At 60.7% G+C, this 16144-nt stretch carries 19 protein-coding genes and 1 pseudogene; 5 read left to right on the forward strand and 15 right to left on the reverse strand.

What is annotated here, in order from left to right; genetic code table 11:
• Together ABWI03_RS32040 and ABWI03_RS32045 are read right to left on the reverse strand one after the other, a co-directional pair.
• Entirely contained in the window at positions 1-942 is a 942-nt protein-coding gene (locus ABWI03_RS32040) for an alpha/beta fold hydrolase (protein ID WP_209923489.1), read from the reverse strand.
• The gene (locus ABWI03_RS32045) at positions 939-1481 is read right to left on the reverse strand and encodes a hypothetical protein (protein WP_209923487.1); all 543 of its coding nucleotides are present in this window, start codon (positions 1479-1481) and stop codon (positions 939-941) included. Before ABWI03_RS32045 ends, ABWI03_RS32040 begins: the two co-directional genes overlap by 4 nt.
• A gap of 806 nt (positions 1482-2287) precedes the next feature.
• Here ABWI03_RS32045 and ABWI03_RS32050 point away from each other — a divergent pair.
• The gene (locus tag ABWI03_RS32050; protein WP_351644517.1) at positions 2288-2536 is read left to right on the forward strand and encodes a CPBP family glutamic-type intramembrane protease; all 249 of its coding nucleotides are present in this window, start codon (positions 2288-2290) and stop codon (positions 2534-2536) included.
• Between the two features lie 191 nt (positions 2537-2727).
• Here the strand turns inward: ABWI03_RS32050 and ABWI03_RS32055 are convergent, their stop codons facing one another.
• The 4 genes from ABWI03_RS32055 to ABWI03_RS32070 form a co-directional block, all read right to left on the reverse strand.
• Entirely contained in the window at positions 2728-3252 is a 525-nt protein-coding gene (locus ABWI03_RS32055; protein WP_245220019.1) for a hypothetical protein, read from the reverse strand.
• Positions 3253-3297: 45 nt separating this feature from the next.
• Complete coding sequence (locus ABWI03_RS32060) at positions 3298-3657, reverse strand: hypothetical protein (RefSeq protein ID WP_209923480.1); 360 nt, start codon at positions 3655-3657, stop codon at positions 3298-3300.
• A gap of 73 nt (positions 3658-3730) precedes the next feature.
• Positions 3731-4459, reverse strand: a complete 729-nt coding sequence (locus tag ABWI03_RS32065; RefSeq protein WP_298783396.1) for a hypothetical protein — start codon at positions 4457-4459, stop codon at positions 3731-3733.
• Between the two features lie 91 nt (positions 4460-4550).
• Entirely contained in the window at positions 4551-5450 is a 900-nt protein-coding gene (locus tag ABWI03_RS32070; protein WP_245220018.1) for an A24 family peptidase, read from the reverse strand.
• 267 nt (positions 5451-5717) lie between these two features.
• Between ABWI03_RS32070 and ABWI03_RS32075 the strand changes: the two genes are divergently transcribed.
• Positions 5718-6323 (forward strand): hypothetical protein, encoded by a 606-nt coding sequence (locus tag ABWI03_RS32075; protein ID WP_037129826.1) that lies wholly within the window; start codon positions 5718-5720, stop codon positions 6321-6323.
• 31 nt (positions 6324-6354) lie between these two features.
• Here ABWI03_RS32075 and ABWI03_RS32080 read toward each other — a convergent pair whose 3' ends face one another.
• The 6 genes from ABWI03_RS32080 to ABWI03_RS32105 form a co-directional block, all read right to left on the reverse strand.
• Complete coding sequence (locus ABWI03_RS32080) at positions 6355-6657, reverse strand: hypothetical protein (RefSeq protein WP_003941817.1); 303 nt, start codon at positions 6655-6657, stop codon at positions 6355-6357.
• Positions 6658-7410 carry a hypothetical protein gene (locus ABWI03_RS32085; RefSeq protein WP_232508934.1) on the reverse strand — a complete coding sequence of 251 codons (753 nt, stop codon included), beginning with the start codon at positions 7408-7410 and terminating at the stop codon, positions 6658-6660.
• Positions 7411-7544: 134 nt separating this feature from the next.
• Entirely contained in the window at positions 7545-8282 is a 738-nt protein-coding gene (locus tag ABWI03_RS32090) for an HAD family hydrolase (protein WP_245220017.1), read from the reverse strand.
• 133 nt (positions 8283-8415) lie between these two features.
• Positions 8416-8643 (reverse strand): hypothetical protein, encoded by a 228-nt coding sequence (locus ABWI03_RS32095; protein WP_218747483.1) that lies wholly within the window; start codon positions 8641-8643, stop codon positions 8416-8418.
• 150 nt (positions 8644-8793) lie between these two features.
• Positions 8794-9645, reverse strand: a complete 852-nt coding sequence (locus tag ABWI03_RS32100; RefSeq protein WP_232509004.1) for a hypothetical protein — start codon at positions 9643-9645, stop codon at positions 8794-8796.
• A gap of 472 nt (positions 9646-10117) precedes the next feature.
• Positions 10118-10816 (reverse strand): hypothetical protein, encoded by a 699-nt coding sequence (locus ABWI03_RS32105; protein ID WP_157770423.1) that lies wholly within the window; start codon positions 10814-10816, stop codon positions 10118-10120.
• A gap of 435 nt (positions 10817-11251) precedes the next feature.
• Here ABWI03_RS32105 and ABWI03_RS32110 point away from each other — a divergent pair, with 435 nt between their 5' ends.
• Both ABWI03_RS32110 and ABWI03_RS32115 read left to right on the forward strand, forming a co-directional pair.
• Positions 11252-12154 (forward strand): hypothetical protein, encoded by a 903-nt coding sequence (locus ABWI03_RS32110; RefSeq protein ID WP_037131378.1) that lies wholly within the window; start codon positions 11252-11254, stop codon positions 12152-12154.
• 64 nt (positions 12155-12218) lie between these two features.
• Positions 12219-12854 carry a hypothetical protein gene (locus ABWI03_RS32115; RefSeq protein ID WP_003944246.1) on the forward strand — a complete coding sequence of 212 codons (636 nt, stop codon included), beginning with the start codon at positions 12219-12221 and terminating at the stop codon, positions 12852-12854.
• Positions 12855-13017: 163 nt separating this feature from the next.
• On the opposite strand, the gene ABWI03_RS32120 is transcribed toward ABWI03_RS32115, so the two are convergent.
• From ABWI03_RS32120 to ABWI03_RS32130, 3 genes are all read right to left on the reverse strand, one after another.
• Entirely contained in the window at positions 13018-13644 is a 627-nt protein-coding gene (locus ABWI03_RS32120) for a zeta toxin family protein (RefSeq protein ID WP_157770424.1), read from the reverse strand.
• 239 nt (positions 13645-13883) lie between these two features.
• Positions 13884-14345: a helix-turn-helix domain-containing protein gene (locus ABWI03_RS32125; RefSeq protein WP_003944279.1), complete on the reverse strand. Its 462-nt coding sequence runs from the start codon at positions 14343-14345 to the stop codon at positions 13884-13886.
• Positions 14346-14464: 119 nt separating this feature from the next.
• Positions 14465-15100: a hypothetical protein gene (locus tag ABWI03_RS32130; RefSeq protein WP_003944227.1), complete on the reverse strand. Its 636-nt coding sequence runs from the start codon at positions 15098-15100 to the stop codon at positions 14465-14467.
• A gap of 517 nt (positions 15101-15617) precedes the next feature.
• Here ABWI03_RS32130 and ABWI03_RS32135 point away from each other — a divergent pair.
• Positions 15618-15971 (forward strand): annotated as a pseudogene (locus ABWI03_RS32135) (cation:dicarboxylate symporter family transporter); the annotation flags it as partial.
• Positions 15972-16144: the final 173 nt, after the last annotated feature.

Raw genomic sequence — 16144 nt, forward strand, 5'->3', positions numbered from 1 at the left:
TCACGCTCCGACCAGATCCGTTGTAGGTGAATGCTCCCGGTGATAGGTCTGCGCACGGACAAGTAACCGATCGAGCGCTTCTCCGACGACCTGCGGTTGCTCCAGACCCACCATGTGCCGGCCACCGGCGACGGCAACGAGTTCGGCGTTGGGCAGAAGCGCAGCCAGCTGCTGTGAATGCAGGATCGGAGTGACCCGATCTCTGGTTCCGCACATGATCGATACCGGGATGCGCCCCAGCGCTCCCACCGCGGCAGACGCGTCGTAGAGACGCAGGTCCCGCAAGAATGCCGCAACCGTCGCAATCGGTGTCGCGTGGACCATCTCGTACGACGTCGCTGCCGCCCGCAGGCCCGAGCTCGGAGCCATGGGACAGGTCGCGCCGATGACGGGCGTCAGCAGCCGCCGCGAGAGACTCCAGCTGCGCCCGACCAATCTCGGTGCATGCGCGCACGCACCGCCGAGCAGTGAGACTGCCGGGGTATTCAACGCGCGCCCGATGCCGGCGCCCGCGACGTTACTCAAGGCGGTCGAGATCAACCCCACGCCGACCACACGAGATGTCGAATCGGCGTGTTGTGCGAGGTACGACAACACCGCCATACCGCCCATCGAATGACCTACGAGGACAACGGGTCCGGTGGGCGCTACCACCCGAATGATTTCCTCGACGTCGCGTCCGAGCTGGCTGATCGTGTAGGTGCCGGCGTCCGCACCCCCGGAGCCACCGTGACCTCGGTGATCGAAGAACACCAACCTCGCCCGGCCACTCCACTTCCTACTCACATAGCGTTGCTGAGGCTCCCAGGCACCGGCGTGTAGGCAGAAGCCGTGGACGAAGATCACCGTCAGCGGCGCCGTTCGGGATCCGACCTCGCGGACCGCGAGTCTGGTTCCGTCCGCGACAACCAGCGTGTGCGAACGGCCCCCTTCGCCGTTCACAGCGGCCCGCCCAGAGTCCTGGTGAACGGCCTGAAGCCGGGGCTCTCGCCGCTGTCTCGCAATGTGCGGCATCCCGGATGTTCCCACGTCGTCGGAGTATTCGGCTCTCTCACCTCGAACCCCAACTCGCGCCAGAACTGCACCCGTTCCGGAAGATCCTCCGTCGATCCGTACAAGCGACCGTTGCCTGCCATATCGTCGGTGAGCTCGGCGATCAACCGCTCGATCAGCGCGGCCCGGACCACGGCCGCGTCGGGAACCTCCGGGTTGACGACGAGAGCGTCGACGATGCGGACGTGTGCAGCAAGCTGCTCACAACCCTCCGTAGACCAACCTGCCTGGCGCGCAGTCCGAATCAGCCCATGAGGCGCCGAAGCCAGTGCATACCCGAGCTGCCGGTACTCCGACGATGCGACGATGCCCACCGTTCCTGCGCCCCCAAGCCCCGCCGGAACGTCGGTACCCGGCGACCAGTGCCGGTGCAGCCTGCGCATCTTCTTCGCCTCGGTCGGATGAATACGAACAATCTCCACAGTCATCAGGCTCACTCCTCGTCGTCACAAACGGCATGTGGGAGGACCATAGGTTCGGACCTGGACAACTCAGCGCCAACCACCGTCCCGCCGATCCATGACCTGGTCAGCGAGTCCGAGTTGCACAGGGCGGACACGTGACGTTTCCTTGCGGCGGACGACGAAACGGGGGCGGCACGAGATAGGGAACTCGGGCCCGAACTCGCTCACTCATGCACTCGAACCGGAAAGGGCCGCCGCTGTGCCCGCAAAGTCCCGAACAACCTTCGGTGAGCTCGTACACACGTATGCAACGCCACACCGGTTCGCCGTCTTCACGATCGGTCTTCAACGGGCGCTCTCGGGGTTCTGCCTTGGCGCATTTCTCATTTACATGACAGGCGTACCCGTCGTGTCCGCTCAAGAGGGCAACATCGCATCTTTTGTCGTACTGTTTGTCGCATTCGTATTCGGGGCTGTGCTGCTCCTGTCCCTCATGCGGCCGATCTTCGGTGTCGCTACCAAGAACACTCGTATCGTCCTTGCCCGAGCCCGGTGCGCTGCACGCAGCATCGGCTGCGTACTCCCACAACCCCCAACCGTCGCGAACCTTGTCGCCGTCACCATCGCCACCCTGGCGATCACCGCACTGCTGCAAGGACCGATTCTCGACCTCGTAGTCGAGACGGTAGGAACACACCAATCCCCTGAACAACTTGCCGCGGACGCCGAACGATCCACCTGGTGGACCGCGGGCTGGGCATCTCACATCCCTGGTCTCACACTGATCTCCGGAGTCGTCACAGAAGAAATTCCGGTGGCGTGGACCGCTGATCGCCGCAGTCGTTCTCGTACGCCGATACTTTCGCAACGGCTGGCCGAAATGGGCAGCACTCATGATGGTCACCGGACTGTGGATCCTTCTCGGCTTCAACTTCGGCATAGGGCACGACACTTTCTCCGCCGCCAATGCAACACACATGGTGATCTCCGGACTTCTCTGGGGCGGTCTTGCCATCTGGACAAGGTCACTGATCCCCTCGATCGCCAGCCACGCCGCCTACAACGCCCTCGTTGTCTAGTGGTGATCACTTCGCCGCCGGCCTGACCGATTGACTAGGTGCCACGGCACCCAGCTAGGGGACACGGCCTGCGTTCAGGCGGTGCAGATCGCACACCAATCCTCACGGACGAAGTCTGCACTCACAACCTGATCAAACCAAGAGCCGCTTCAGTTTTCGTGATCCTCGACGGCCCTCAAACGGTCTCCCGTTCAGGGGTGCAACGCCCGGTGATCCAACTGCGCCAGCGTGCTGCTGAACGTATACGGCAACGACGCCTTTGCTTCGCTGATCTTTCCGAACGTGTCCCAGTGCGGTCGCGCAATTACATCGTTGTCAGCGATAATCCAGTGGAGACCAAGCGAACCCGTAAACTCGGACATCGCTAAGTGCGCATCCTCCAGCCCCAATATCTGCAGTTTCAACGTCGCAGAAACGCATGCGTAGTATCGGCTGTCGCGGTCACGGTAGGCATCAGAGTTCCGCTCCATGGTCGGGTTATTACTCGACACCAACTCATCAGCCCGGTTCATCGCCTCCAGTGCGGACAAGAGAGCGTCGGTCACCTGCTGTCGATGCTGGACTGCACGATCCTCACCGAGGGTGGCCTCATGCAACGCTCTGTCGGATCGGGCCTTCACAAGGATTCCCAAGAACGCGATGCTCGCCGCCCCCACTGCGATCCCCGCCGCGATGATCGTTGCCTGCCCCTGCGTCAAACCTTCTCCGAGCGCCATGATCAACACGCTGCTGTTCACCCTTCACAAAGTCTGTCGCGGGACCTATTCAGCGAATCGAGGAACAGGGATGTCACGCCCCACCAACGGCCATGCGCCTTCAGCAGTCCGGCCGAGTGGAATCTCGGTGCTGACAATATCGGCTACCGAGTAGGCGATACGCCCACATCGTCGGCACTGGCCGGGCAACTGCTGAAAACGGATCATGGCCCAATGTTCGTCGCACAGTAGATAGTCCACGGGGGCGTTGCCATGACAACAGTCTTTGACCACCGCTGCCCACCTCGCTGCGCGCACGAAACCGACAGGGTCACCGGCAAAGTACTGCGGGTGCTCGGCGCAGAACTCGCACGGAAGTTCAGTCTGCACGACATCTGACTTCGCGTCCCTCGCTCGCTCGTCCATGCTGCAATCCTCTCCTCCACTTCCCCGTCCGAGAAGCATTCGTGTTCCGAAACAATCCTGAAGTGTTCAACCCCTAGCGTCGGATGCTTCTTACTCGATCGAGATGCCAGCGTGCGCGCTCGGACAACTCACACACCGTTGCGTGTTCGAGGACATGCGGCGCTGCCAACGTATTCGAACCTGTGCCGATCAGTCTGGCCGCATACTGATCGAAGAATGTCACCAATGTTCGAGCACGCACCACCGGCATCCGAGAACCGATAGGACCGGACGCCTCGTTCGCCAAACGTTCGAAGTGTTCGACCAGCCCGCGAAGCTCGCGATCAGGGACAGGGCAGTCGAGAAGTGCACCGAATCTACCGACCTCACTCACATTCTCGACATGCGCCGGCGTCATGTCGCCGCTGTGAGCTCGTCGTACCAACTCCGTCAGAACCTTGATCCCTTCCGGAGAAGTAGGCATCCGGTGAACATTGACGGTGATTCCGGTGGCTGCTTGAAGAGCATGAAATTCATCCAGTGCGGCAAGTCTTTCGTCATCGCGCTCCGGAGTGTCTTCCGCATCGAGATCCGCCGCGAGCCGTGCTGCGCATCCGTGCGCGGTCATCACGTAGAACTGTCCCAGACTGACCGACTCGACTGTCGTGCCTGCGATGGCGTTGTGAGTGCGCAAGTCCTCCTCCAGCTCACGAATCATCGAGACGACCACGTGCAGACGTCGCACACCGGCCGATCCCGGAGCATCCGATGCCGGCAGAGCGCGGTCTGCGACCTCCTGGACATGATCAAGGAACTCATTCACCCGTTCCACCCGATTCGGTGAATGAAAACGATTCCGCCGGCGCCACCTCATGTCCAGTTCCTCTCGTCTACACGGCCGCACTTGCTCAGATTCACAACATCCACCAGCCCGCGGGCAAGGCAATAGCGAGTGCTGTGCCGACAACGAGGTACGGAGCGAACCCGAACTCCACACCCCGGACCTTTCTGCCTCCGAACACCTTGGTGACCGCCACCCCTACTACCGCCAGAATATTCGGCAGCAGCACTGCCGAAGCCACGTTCATCCAACCGACCCATCCGACAGCTGCAGTGAGAATGAAGCTCAACCTCACATCCGCCAAACCGGGGTGACCGCGAGTAATGATCGCGAACACCAGGTAACTGGCGAATATCGCGGCCCCGGCCACCACAGCACGAAGACCCGCGGCAGGGTCCTGATCGACCACCACTGCCATCGCGCCGAGCAACAGACCCGCCGCGGTGACTGCACGAATCAGCGGCAAGGGGAACCGCAAGGTGAAGTGGTCAATCCACGCGGCCCAGACAGACAAAGCCGCCACCGTGAGCCATGCCGGCAAGATCGCGTCGCCGCCGGCGATCATCACGGCCCCGAACCACAATCCTGCTGTTGCTACTGCCGGGCCGATCGAGCGACTGGTCGGCGTCACGGGAATCTGCACGAGTGCACACAAACTTGCCATCATCGGACGCACCGCCACGCTCACCGCCGCCCCAGCCAGAGCAGCGAACGACGCGACCGACCACAGGCCAGCCTGCTCGTGACGACCGAACGCCCAGCGAGCAGCGATCCACACCGCCACACTCACAGCAATGACACCCAGGATCGGCAGATACGTCGAGAGAGGGGGTTTCCGCCTTCCTGCGTCGGCGGCGGTGACAAGCCCCGGTCGTTGACCACGGCCAGGCGTTGTGGACTCGACTTCCTCAGCGGAGAGAGAAGTCGAAGCACCGTCGGCAGTATTTCCCGACTCCACATTCGATTCGGCCATCTCGGAAAGCTCCTTCAGCGCGTCCATCACCCGTGGTCACAGGCAGAACCCGACCCTAACCGCTCTACCGGACAGCGCGGGCTTCCGAACTCATCGTTTGGCCGCTGGGGCGTGCGCTGTCCATGCCATGGACTATCACTGACCGCACATCTCAGATGCCTGAAAATCCGCTCGTGCTGCTCTCGAACGACGATGTTCCCGCATCGTGACCGGACTCGCCGCCACCAAAACCACTCGAAAACTCACCAGTAGAGGCAACATCACCCTATGAACGCCCCAATCGGAAAAGCTGACCGCCGCCGCGCACGACTCCACCCGGCACGTTCCTCCCGTCCAGCATTGATCGTTCACACCTTCAGCGAATACACCCACCACATCCGCGGCGGCGCCAAACGACTGATCATCGACGCCGACCCTGACCTGTGGTTCGACCTCGGGCATGTCCCGCACGGAGTCGACGTGAAGATCATCGGTCAATCGTGTGCCGGAATCAGCGGAGGATCCATCGCTGCCGCCGGTCGATGCTTCCTACAGGCCTGCCACCGCGCCCGTGTCACCGCCTACGAATTCGCGCACGTCGAAGCATTCGATGGCGTCACCATCGAAGCGCGCGGGAAAAGCCACATTGTCGGTACCGATCACGCCAAGATTCGCGCCGAAGATCAGGCTGTCGTTTTCGCCCACTCCCAGTGCCACGTCCAAGCGGCCGGCCATACTCTCGTCGCAGCGACAGACACTTCCTCTGTCTCCGTGAACGGCGACGCACACGTCCGCGCCAGCGCCGGAGTGCACATCATCGGAGTTCCTCAGCCGAGGAACCTGAGCATCGAGTCGCGCCCGATCAGTCGACTGGCCAACCAGCTCAACATGTAAGGCCCCGCAAGCGGCAGTTAATCGCAGAGCCTCAGCCAGCCGACGACCGATACACCGTGAGATCAATCGACTCCTGATCGCGGAAACTCGACTCCAACAATTCCACCGCCGGCACAATCACTTCACTCTCGATCTTCCACACCACCGACGTCGTCCACCCCACCAACCCGCCAGGCCCGGGCGTCTCTTCACCGAACAAACCTTCCAAGGCGTCCCGCCGGTAACCGAAGGTATCCACCAGGTCATCAGCGGTGTACCAGTACTGCCGCAACGGATCCGGGTCATCGGCGTGCAGAGCGCTGCCTTCGCTGATTCGAAATGGTTCGGTACTCATCTACATGCCCTCTCTGTGGTGCGGTCCGCCCTGCGCCGTCTTCACGTCGACAATCCGCACGTGTGCATAATCCGGGTTCTCCACAACGTATTTCGAACGCTCGATGCGCCAACGAGCGACAAGCATCTCCAGCTCCTGAACCTCCCGTGGGTCCTCGAGATACTCACACGCGAAGTCGAGCCACGGCACATAATGCCGCAGGCTTTGACCGATCCGTCCGGACTGGCCACCGATCACGCTCTCGAGCACGATCAGTTGTCGCTCGTCCTTCATTCGTCGGCGCAACGCTTTCTGAGTCACTTCGACCAGCGCAGGTTCCGCCGCAGACACCGACTCGCCTACCCCGTCGACGCGGGAGCCCATCTCGTGGCGGTGGTCGACGGCATCGACGAACTCGCGACAGACCGACGCTTGAACCCCTTCCGGGAGCATCGACATAAGCGCAAAGCCTCGTTCCTCAAGGAGCTCGAAGCCGTGTCGATTACCTCGGGCATACCAACAACTCATGACTAGTGACCGCTCCCAAGCCAACGCCAAGCGCCTCTCGAGAAAAGGAAGCGTTCGGGCGGCCGCCACGAATTGAGAATCACACTTTCCAGCGATCTCACGCGCCGACTCCCAGTCCACACTGCCTGTAGGAGAGCTGATCTCACGTACAGCGCGCATTCGACCACGAAGATCCGCAGCAGCAGCGGCGATGTCGACTCTCACCGCGTACTTGTTGGATCGAGAGCGCAAGAACCAGAGGGTCATGCGGCTGAGCCTAATCTCCGCACCTCCGAGCAGGAGTGCAGTAGCATCGTCAGCGGCGCATTGCTGGCGTAGTGTGCTCCGGCTCACCGCATCGATGTCATCGTCGATGCGGTGAGCCACCTTCACAGAATGGCTCAGACGCGAACAGCTCCATCGCCATCCACTCGTTGATCCTGTTGGCGACTCCGCATTCGTTCCGCGTGCCGTTTCTGCCACCGCGCGTGTTTGACCTTGAAGCGCTCGTCGAATTCCTCCCACCGCGGCGAAGCCTCCACCTTCCTCGCAGAGAGAACATCAACGGGTTCCGGTCCGGATGCAAGCGCAGGAACCACATCGCCGACTTTGAGGCGATCGAAGAGCTCCGAGAACAACCACGCCGGGCAGCCCTCCCCCCGAAGCGCGTCGACTGCGTCTGGTTCGTCGTCGATCCAGGCCACTATCGGGCTCGTCTCTGCGTAGTGGTTTTCCCACCGCCACCAATGCCGACGTTTGACATCAAACGCCCGACGCACAGTTCCGTCCACCCACAAGCTCCGTGATTCGATATGACCGGGCGGCAACGACTTCGCCCGGATCCACCGATCAGATGTCCGATTGAATTGGTCCAAGCGGGTTGTGCTGTAAGCAATGGTGAAGCCTGCACTGTCGAGCGCCCGAACCAACTTTCCACCCGCGCGGTTCAGGGAAGCTTCACCGAAATGGGTATGAAACCGCTTCCAATCTCGATCGGCGTATGACGGCGCGGCGATCAACCCCTCGAAATTGTGCATATCCGCAACGACGCCATCGATGTCGACAACGACAGTCGGCCCCGGGCGCGGAGCATCCAACCACGGTTTCGGGCGATCAAGAAAGCGTCGATTCTCCGTCATATCCCCAACGATATGGGCAGACACAGACATTGAGCACGGTCCCGCGCCCCACCCGGACGAATCCTCTGATGCATCTAGTTGCCAAAGGCCCTGTTCACGCACTCGAACAGGGCCTTCTTTGATGCTTCTGGCCTTAAGGCTCACCGGTCAACACAACTGACCGCGATTGCCGATCGCCCACGTCTACCCCGACCTCAGTGCCCAAACGAGAACCACGCGACCTCTCGATCTCTGCGATGTAGACAACAGCAAAGCCGACCACTACGACCGCGACGGCCACGACCACGACCACGACCACGACCAACCATCGCCGTCCCATCCAACCCGCCGCCACGCCAAGATTGAAAATACTGTGAGGCACAACTAATCCCAAGAGCGACCGATAACGGTAGTACGCGAAAACAGCAAACCCTCCCCACAACATCGCCCCGACTGCGAACCCCCACCCCTGATAGATGTACGCAACTGCAAGCAACGTCGAGACTGGACGGCCGCTCGGGAGATGAATCAATCAGGGCGGGCTGTAGTCAACTACCCAAGCGCCCTCGACCCTGCGGAGAGGCACCAGCCAGCGGTGGCGATGATCTCGCACGACCACCTCAGATCCCATGAACCCCAACACCAGCGAGGTGGAGAATACGGCCGACAGCGGAACCAACTCAGCCAACAAAATGCCCTCACCGTCCCTCGCGAAATCCAAGGCAACCTCAAAGTTGGCCGTAAACGACGACAGAGGCTGCGCGCTGTAATCGTGAGGTGCCCGGCGAGCCGCCAGTTCAGGCCAAACGTCGCGTCGAGGGCTTACCCCGAACTTCCCCAGTCCCCGCCACAACAAGATATAGCGACCCCGAACACCGATCTCGGCGAATTCGCTGCGTACCACCATCGGGATCGCAACTGCCAAAGCTGCGGCCAACCGCGCCTTCCCACGATCGACCCTCGACAGGCTATCCAAGGCCAGATACCTGCTTGTGCTGTCAACGGCGTGGTGCATCAACATCGGCCACGGACGGTTGGGCCACGCATCCCATTCCCGAGCCAGTTGGTTGATCGCAGTACCAACCGGATCCCCGAATTCGAATCTGAGTGCCTCCTCGAAGGGGGTGGGGTCGGGAGATTCTGCGCATGGGGTCAACGTCGCCAACAAGTCCGAAATCAACTCCGGATCGACGGAATTCACGCAAGCGCGCAACGCCGAGACGCGGACAGCAACATCAGTCGCGTGCCAGTAGTCCTCGACTCTGGCTGCATTACGGGATGCCTCACGAGCATGAACCGACCACGCACCCAGGTACGAGAGCTTTTGTCTCGCCGTCAGAACTGACGATTGCGTTATGGCCCTTCGGATTTCATTCAATGACAACGATGTTTCCTCGCTCGGATCCCCGGTCAGCACGTGTAGTTACATCCCCTCGACAATGATGTTCGGACAAGCGGCGACTGCTTGGCCTGGCGAGCTGGCCGGTACCAGGTGAGGAAGTTCAGGTTCGTCATCAAGGGACACCGGGCCGTCCCACGGAGCTACCAGTGACGAGTCGTATTCCCAACCGTCACAGGACAGGTCGTCTACCCAGATCGCCGTCAGGGGACTATCGAAATACTTCTCCGCGAACGCCATGATGGCCGGGAGTCTGTTCTGATCAAACGAACCTCCCCTACCGACCTTGATGTCGCATCCGAATGCGCTCGGCCTTACCCTGGCGACGTATTCGCCAGCTGCCGAGCGTAAGACCACGTGATGATAGGTGCCCACCGGTGATTCCCTTCTCGTTCTGCCGGCGCACGTTTCGCGCAGTACAAAAGCTTGCACTGAGCACGAACTTCAAGCTCTCGCTCTACGATGTGCGGTCTGATCCGATCGTCAGCGTCCACACCTCTTCGCCGCGACTGTCAACAGACATCTGCCATCCCTCCCCCAAAGGCTTCCTCGAATCCGATGGCAGCATCTCATCAGAATCCAACCCGCTGTTCCACTCGTACGGAAGTTCCCAACGCGCCCGGCGTTCGCTGTAGACAATCGCGTATCGCGGAGCATTCCTCGAATACCAGGGGCCCTCGATATGAACTCGATGCTCGTGAGGAAGCTGGATCACCTCTCCCCAAAAGAGCGTGTCATCATCGATCTGGCACGGCTCCTCCACCAGATCCCAGTTCAGGGTGGCAACTCGGTTCACCAACTCCCGATCGAGAACTGCCACGACAGCATCCCACCGCGCGCCCTCGTCCAGCGCATTGAGTTCGTCAACGATGTCCTGCACATCACGCTCAGACGGAAAATCCGGGACCATCGAAGACGAAACATCCTCGTACGCCAACCTCAACCGGCGGAGCTCGCCCCACCGCGGCCGCCGCGGCTGCACTCCCCGCGCCGCATCACCCAGCCGCCGCAGACCGCCGAACACCACAGGATCACCGCCGCAACGGCGGTACCGAAATCGTGCTCGCGCATGCACCAGTGCAGCTTCGATCCTCGCCCAGGGCACCACAACCACAACGCACAAGCCGACAACAATGACCGCGGAAACTAGCTGCATGACCGAATTTCCGTTGATAGCCCCCCATCCGATCCCAGAACCCGCGAATCCGAGACCGAGCCATGTCGCAATCTCCGATACTCGCTCTGCACTTGGTTTGCGCCACTCCGCAACGGCAATGAAGAGCAGCAACCAAAACAGAATTGAAAAATAGGCTCCAAAAACAACAATCACCCATCCGACATACGCGGGCGCTATCTGCATCTGAACCACCACCCACACCGCGACCGCCACAGCAGCCAACCTCACAGCAATCATTCGAACCCTCCTGACCATGACGACACGGACCCAACGCCCGTGTCGCGGGAACCATACGACTGAACCTGGACAGGCCGGGATCGACAACGCCCGACCCGCACCCCGACTCGCGGAAGAGAGCAGGTAATCGCACATCGCCACCAGACGCGACCGGCACCGATATGGTTTCATCAGCAAATGAAACGATCGCTGACAACGGTCACTCGGGGGGGACTCGCAGTAGCCTGCGCAACCATTGTGGTTGCGTGCGGCACCGCTTCGAACTCCGACGAAACCGTCTCCACGACGCCGGACAACACAAGCGCCGCAACAACTACGACACCGCCCGCCGTCACAGCCGCCGATCCCGCGCAGTACCAATTCGCACCGGACAGGTACCGTTTCGCCGTCGAGGGTACCCCTCGACGCGAATGCGTACTGTTCCCGGGCATCGCGGACTCCGGCCGGACCGTCACCTGCTCAGTGTCATTCCCTGCGGGTACTCCCGAGGTCGACGTGCCACCGTTTGGTAGCGGCCCTCCCAACGCCGTGGCGCTCACGAAGCAGGGCTACTACCCCACAATCACCGAATCCGGACCACCCGGCGCAGCCGTCCTGCCCGTCAATTCCCAACTGACAGTCGACGATACGACGTGCACCGCAATCAGCGGCGGTTTCGAATGCTCCGCCGACTCCAACCAGGTCCGCTACGTCGACGGCAACCTCACATTGACCGGCACACAAACCACGACAACAGCAGTACCGACCACGATCCCCACAACCACCCCGCCAACCGCATATGGGGCCCCCATGGACGTCTACACAGACAGCACCACCCCAGCCGCCCCAGGAACAACCTGCGGAGCATCCACCGGCCGACGAGTCCTCACCGTCGTCAGCGGAACCATTTCCTGCGCGGACGCACTCACCGTCATGGACACCTACCGGGGCCTCCCCCTCGACTCAGCCCACGGCAATGCGAACATCCGCGAATTCGACGGCTGGAACTGCGCAAGCCCCACCTACGTAATGTCCCGAGAACTCGGCTACGGATCACGATGCTCAAAGGGCGACATCGATCTGAGGACGCCCGTCAGCTGACACCGATGCACACACGAATACACGCGCACCCCCACTTCACCCAACCACCCGAAAGCAGCAACACATGAACACCGTAACCAAAATTTCCATCATTGCTTGCACTGCAGCAAGTCTCGCCCTCACAGGCTGCAGCAGCGACGACACCGAACAATCCGCTCCCACCACCACAACAACAACAGCCAACACAACAACAAACTCTCAACCAACCAGCACCACAACATCTTCGAGCACCACCACCGCACTCACCACCGGCAACCGTGCAAACTCACCAACAGACAACAAACCCCCACAAATCGGCGATACACAACACGCCACAGGCCAAGGATTCACCGCAGACCTGGCGATCCTCACACCCTCGTTCACCACAACGAAGTCCGGCAACAAAGCCTTGACGTTTCCAGTCGTCATCGATGTCACAACCGGCAAACTGAACGCCCAACCAAGCTATTGGAAAGTCACCACCCAAAGTGGGCAGACAATCAAAGGCAACTACTCAACCGGCATTCCCACCGCAATTGGCGACGCCGACCTCGACGGCCACATCGAAGGCCTCATCCCCTTCGCCGATTCAAATCTCTTGACGAACCCTGATGTCGCCATCTCCAAGATCACGCTCTACACAAGCTTCGGATACAACACCGAAATCGCGAGCTGGACCTTCCCCACAGCAATCGCGGTCACAGATATTCCCACGAAGTAGAACACTCGCGCACTACTCGTCACACAACACGACATGCCTTGTGCACGAAGGACATTAGTCCAACCACACAAACCGACCCGACAACCCCACATTCAGGGCCGTCGGGTCGGTCCTTTCACATCACTAAAACGCGTCGCAATCGACCCGATCGCCCACGATCCCCCTACGAATCGAGCGACTCCGGATAAACACCCGCGCGGACAACGTCGTAGCGTCCAAGGCCGGCAGGCGAGAGAATCTTCACCTCCACCGCGTCGACGTCCCCGCCCCTCGCTCTGTCCAAGATCCCGAGAGCGTGTCGAGCGCACAGCGACACGGCGCCCGAGCTGTATCCGTCGTCGATTGCATACGGGGGCGTGAAACGACCGCCAAGAGCGTCCTCCCCCGCACACCAGGCCCTACGTCCCTCCCACCATCGCGAGAGGGCCTGACGGTGAGCAGTCTCCCGCTCGACTTCCACACCCAGCACACGGATCTCGCTGTACCCAGCGGCAGCGAGTTCATCGTAAATAACCTCGACCTGGCCTGGCCACGACAACGTACCTTCGATGATCACGTTTTCGCGACGCCCGAGACAATCCCTGCGAATGATGTCGATCAGATCCGCCGACTCACGATGCACGAGCGCCGCCAACTCCATCGGTGCGATCGGATAACCGTCGTCGAGACGTCGCGACAAGAGATCGTCGTAGATTCCATCAGCCAAAGCCCGCTCGATCAATGGCACTTTCACGATGTCGGCGTCAAGCAGCCGGTACTCACTCAAACCGTCGACGTATCTGCCGAGCATGGTCGATTTGCCAGCCCCCGGCACCCCCGCCGAAATGATCGCAGAACCTTCCTCCTTCGGACCCTCATGTCTATCGAGATAGTCGGAAAACAATTGCCGATGAAACTTCGACCGGGCCGGATCGTTGATCCGATAACGTGATTTCGTGCTGTCGGCCGAATCAGTCCGCAGGACACCGCCTTCCGCACACAACGCGGCTAACTGCATGCCGACAGCAGTACGCAACTCGTCGACGCCACTCACGGCGAACTGAGGCGATCGAGGATCTCGTTCTGACGGTCAGCCAACGCCTGAAACTGATCGTCAGTGAGGAAACCCCGGTAGTACGCCAACTCGACCTCGTTCCAGTCACCAGTGATATAGGCGTCGGTCTCGTTGCCGTTGACGGTGGGGAGATACCCGAAGGTATACCGCCAACCCATCAACCGTTCCATCATTTCCGCCGGGTCGATTTCGCCCGCCGCACACCGATCTATCACCTCAGCCGGCGTCTCACGAACCAAATCAGGATCATGCTCCGCACGCTGAAGCAACCGCGTAACCGTCGCTTGCGAGACGGTCCCCAGACGATCACTGATCACCCGATGGGTATAGCCCCGCCTACTCGCATCGACAATAAGCCGAAGTCGATCACGGTCCGCGACACGATCACGTGCCCCGCGTCGAGCGAGCAAGTCGGTGAACTGATCATCGACAGTCACTGGCCCCACCTCCTTGATTCACTATGCATCAAGATTACGGCAGGAACACACAAGCAACAACCCCGCACGAGAATGCCGAGATTTCAACTGGACATGCCCTGCATCCGGTGCCGCGAAGCTCAGGGGCGTATCGACTTCGGCCACGCCGTCGCATCCTTTGCCGTAACAGCGGGGTGCGCGATGATGACGGCAATGAAACTGGGGATCGACATGCCCAACCCGTGTGAGAGCGTCGCCGCGACCTTGTCTCCTTCGAGCCACGCGCTCGGATCATCTGCGAGGTAGAAGCGGAAATCTGTGTCGTACGGAGGATTCAAAGACTCGGTGACCACACCGGGGCCAGTCGCCCCGTTCCACATCCACGCCACTGATCCCAAGGAACCGGGACCACGACCTCTAAAAGAACTGACGATATTCGCGGCATAACCCTTCACCGCGTCCTCGAACCGGCTGAAGGTAACCGCCCCACTCTCACTGTTACGCTCGGATGCCGAGATCGCGACGTACCCGTTCGCGGTCTTTCTCACACCGCGATACCCGTCGAAGAACCGCCCACCGCTACTACGCGGAAGTTCCGTCACAACGTATCCTTCACCCGAAAATGCCGGGTCATTCCATTCCAACCCGAACGCGGCAGGAATGACAGCACGCAGATAGTCGACGGTCGCAGTGAACTCGGCGACCTCGTCATCGGTCAGCGATCCGGTTCCGAGGAAGTTGTTCTCTTCCGCCTCGCGAAGAGGGCTCCTGGTCATAATCTGCTCCTGGGTGGGGTGGCCTGACGGTACTGCCCGCTCCCGACACGCCGCTGAGCGGCGACGCTGGTCACGGGGTATGTGGTGGGTAGATCTGTTTAATGATGTCCGCATCGAGCATTTCCTGGATAGATCACGAAACGGTGACAACCCGAACAAACAGCGACCAAACAGCGACCAAACAGCAACCAGCGCCCGAAACAGGACCACAAGCTCCTGAACTGCGCCCGCGAAGCAGAACGACGAGACCCGGAGTGCCGCTTCGACGCGACACACACAGAACGGCGAATCCGCAGAAACCACTCGGCGGCCATCGGAGATACGAAGCTTGGCGGCCAGATCCCGCCAGCAACTCCAGCGACGGCGCGGAGAGACCGTTCCCCGCCGCAACAGGGCCTTGCGCACCGGGTCGCCGAGCCGCGCGACAATACCTGCGTCCTCGACCTGAACATCACCACTCGCGCAGGGGCGGTGAAGAAGTAGCCACGACAGACACGCCGAAGATATCAGCGAGCACGGCAATGTAGACCTCACCGTCGGTGATATCGCCCTCGGCATGGGACTGGCGATCCTGCTCAACATGGGCACCATCACCGTCCCCGGCGGATTCCCCGTCATCGCAACATTTCTCGCGACCTCCCTCGATCTTCCGCTCGAAGCCGTGGGCATACTGATCGCCGTGGACTGGTTCGCCGGTATCTTCCGGACATTCCTCAACGTCAACGGCGACACCTTCGTCGCGATGCTGGTGGCCAACGCCGACGACGAGATCGACCGCGATGTCTACAACGGCAGGAAGACCGTGGTCTCCGAGGAGATCGACGTCAGCGAGTTCGCCGCCGCAATAGCCAAGGCCGACGCCACCGACTGAACTCGGGTGTCCCTGTGGTTTCTGTCAAACACACTGCGCGAGAGTGCTACGCCGAAGACTGGACTTTTCACGATCCTGGGGACTATCTCGTTAACGGTGTTTCGGCCGTTTTCATCAGTAGGTTTCTGATCCGGGCCAACGATCCGCGAACGTGATCGCGAAGGCATTGAGAG

Origin of the sequence: Rhodococcus baikonurensis (genome assembly GCF_040489275.1) — a bacterium.
Lineage (GTDB): Bacteria > Actinomycetota > Actinomycetes > Mycobacteriales > Mycobacteriaceae > Rhodococcus_F > Rhodococcus_F baikonurensis.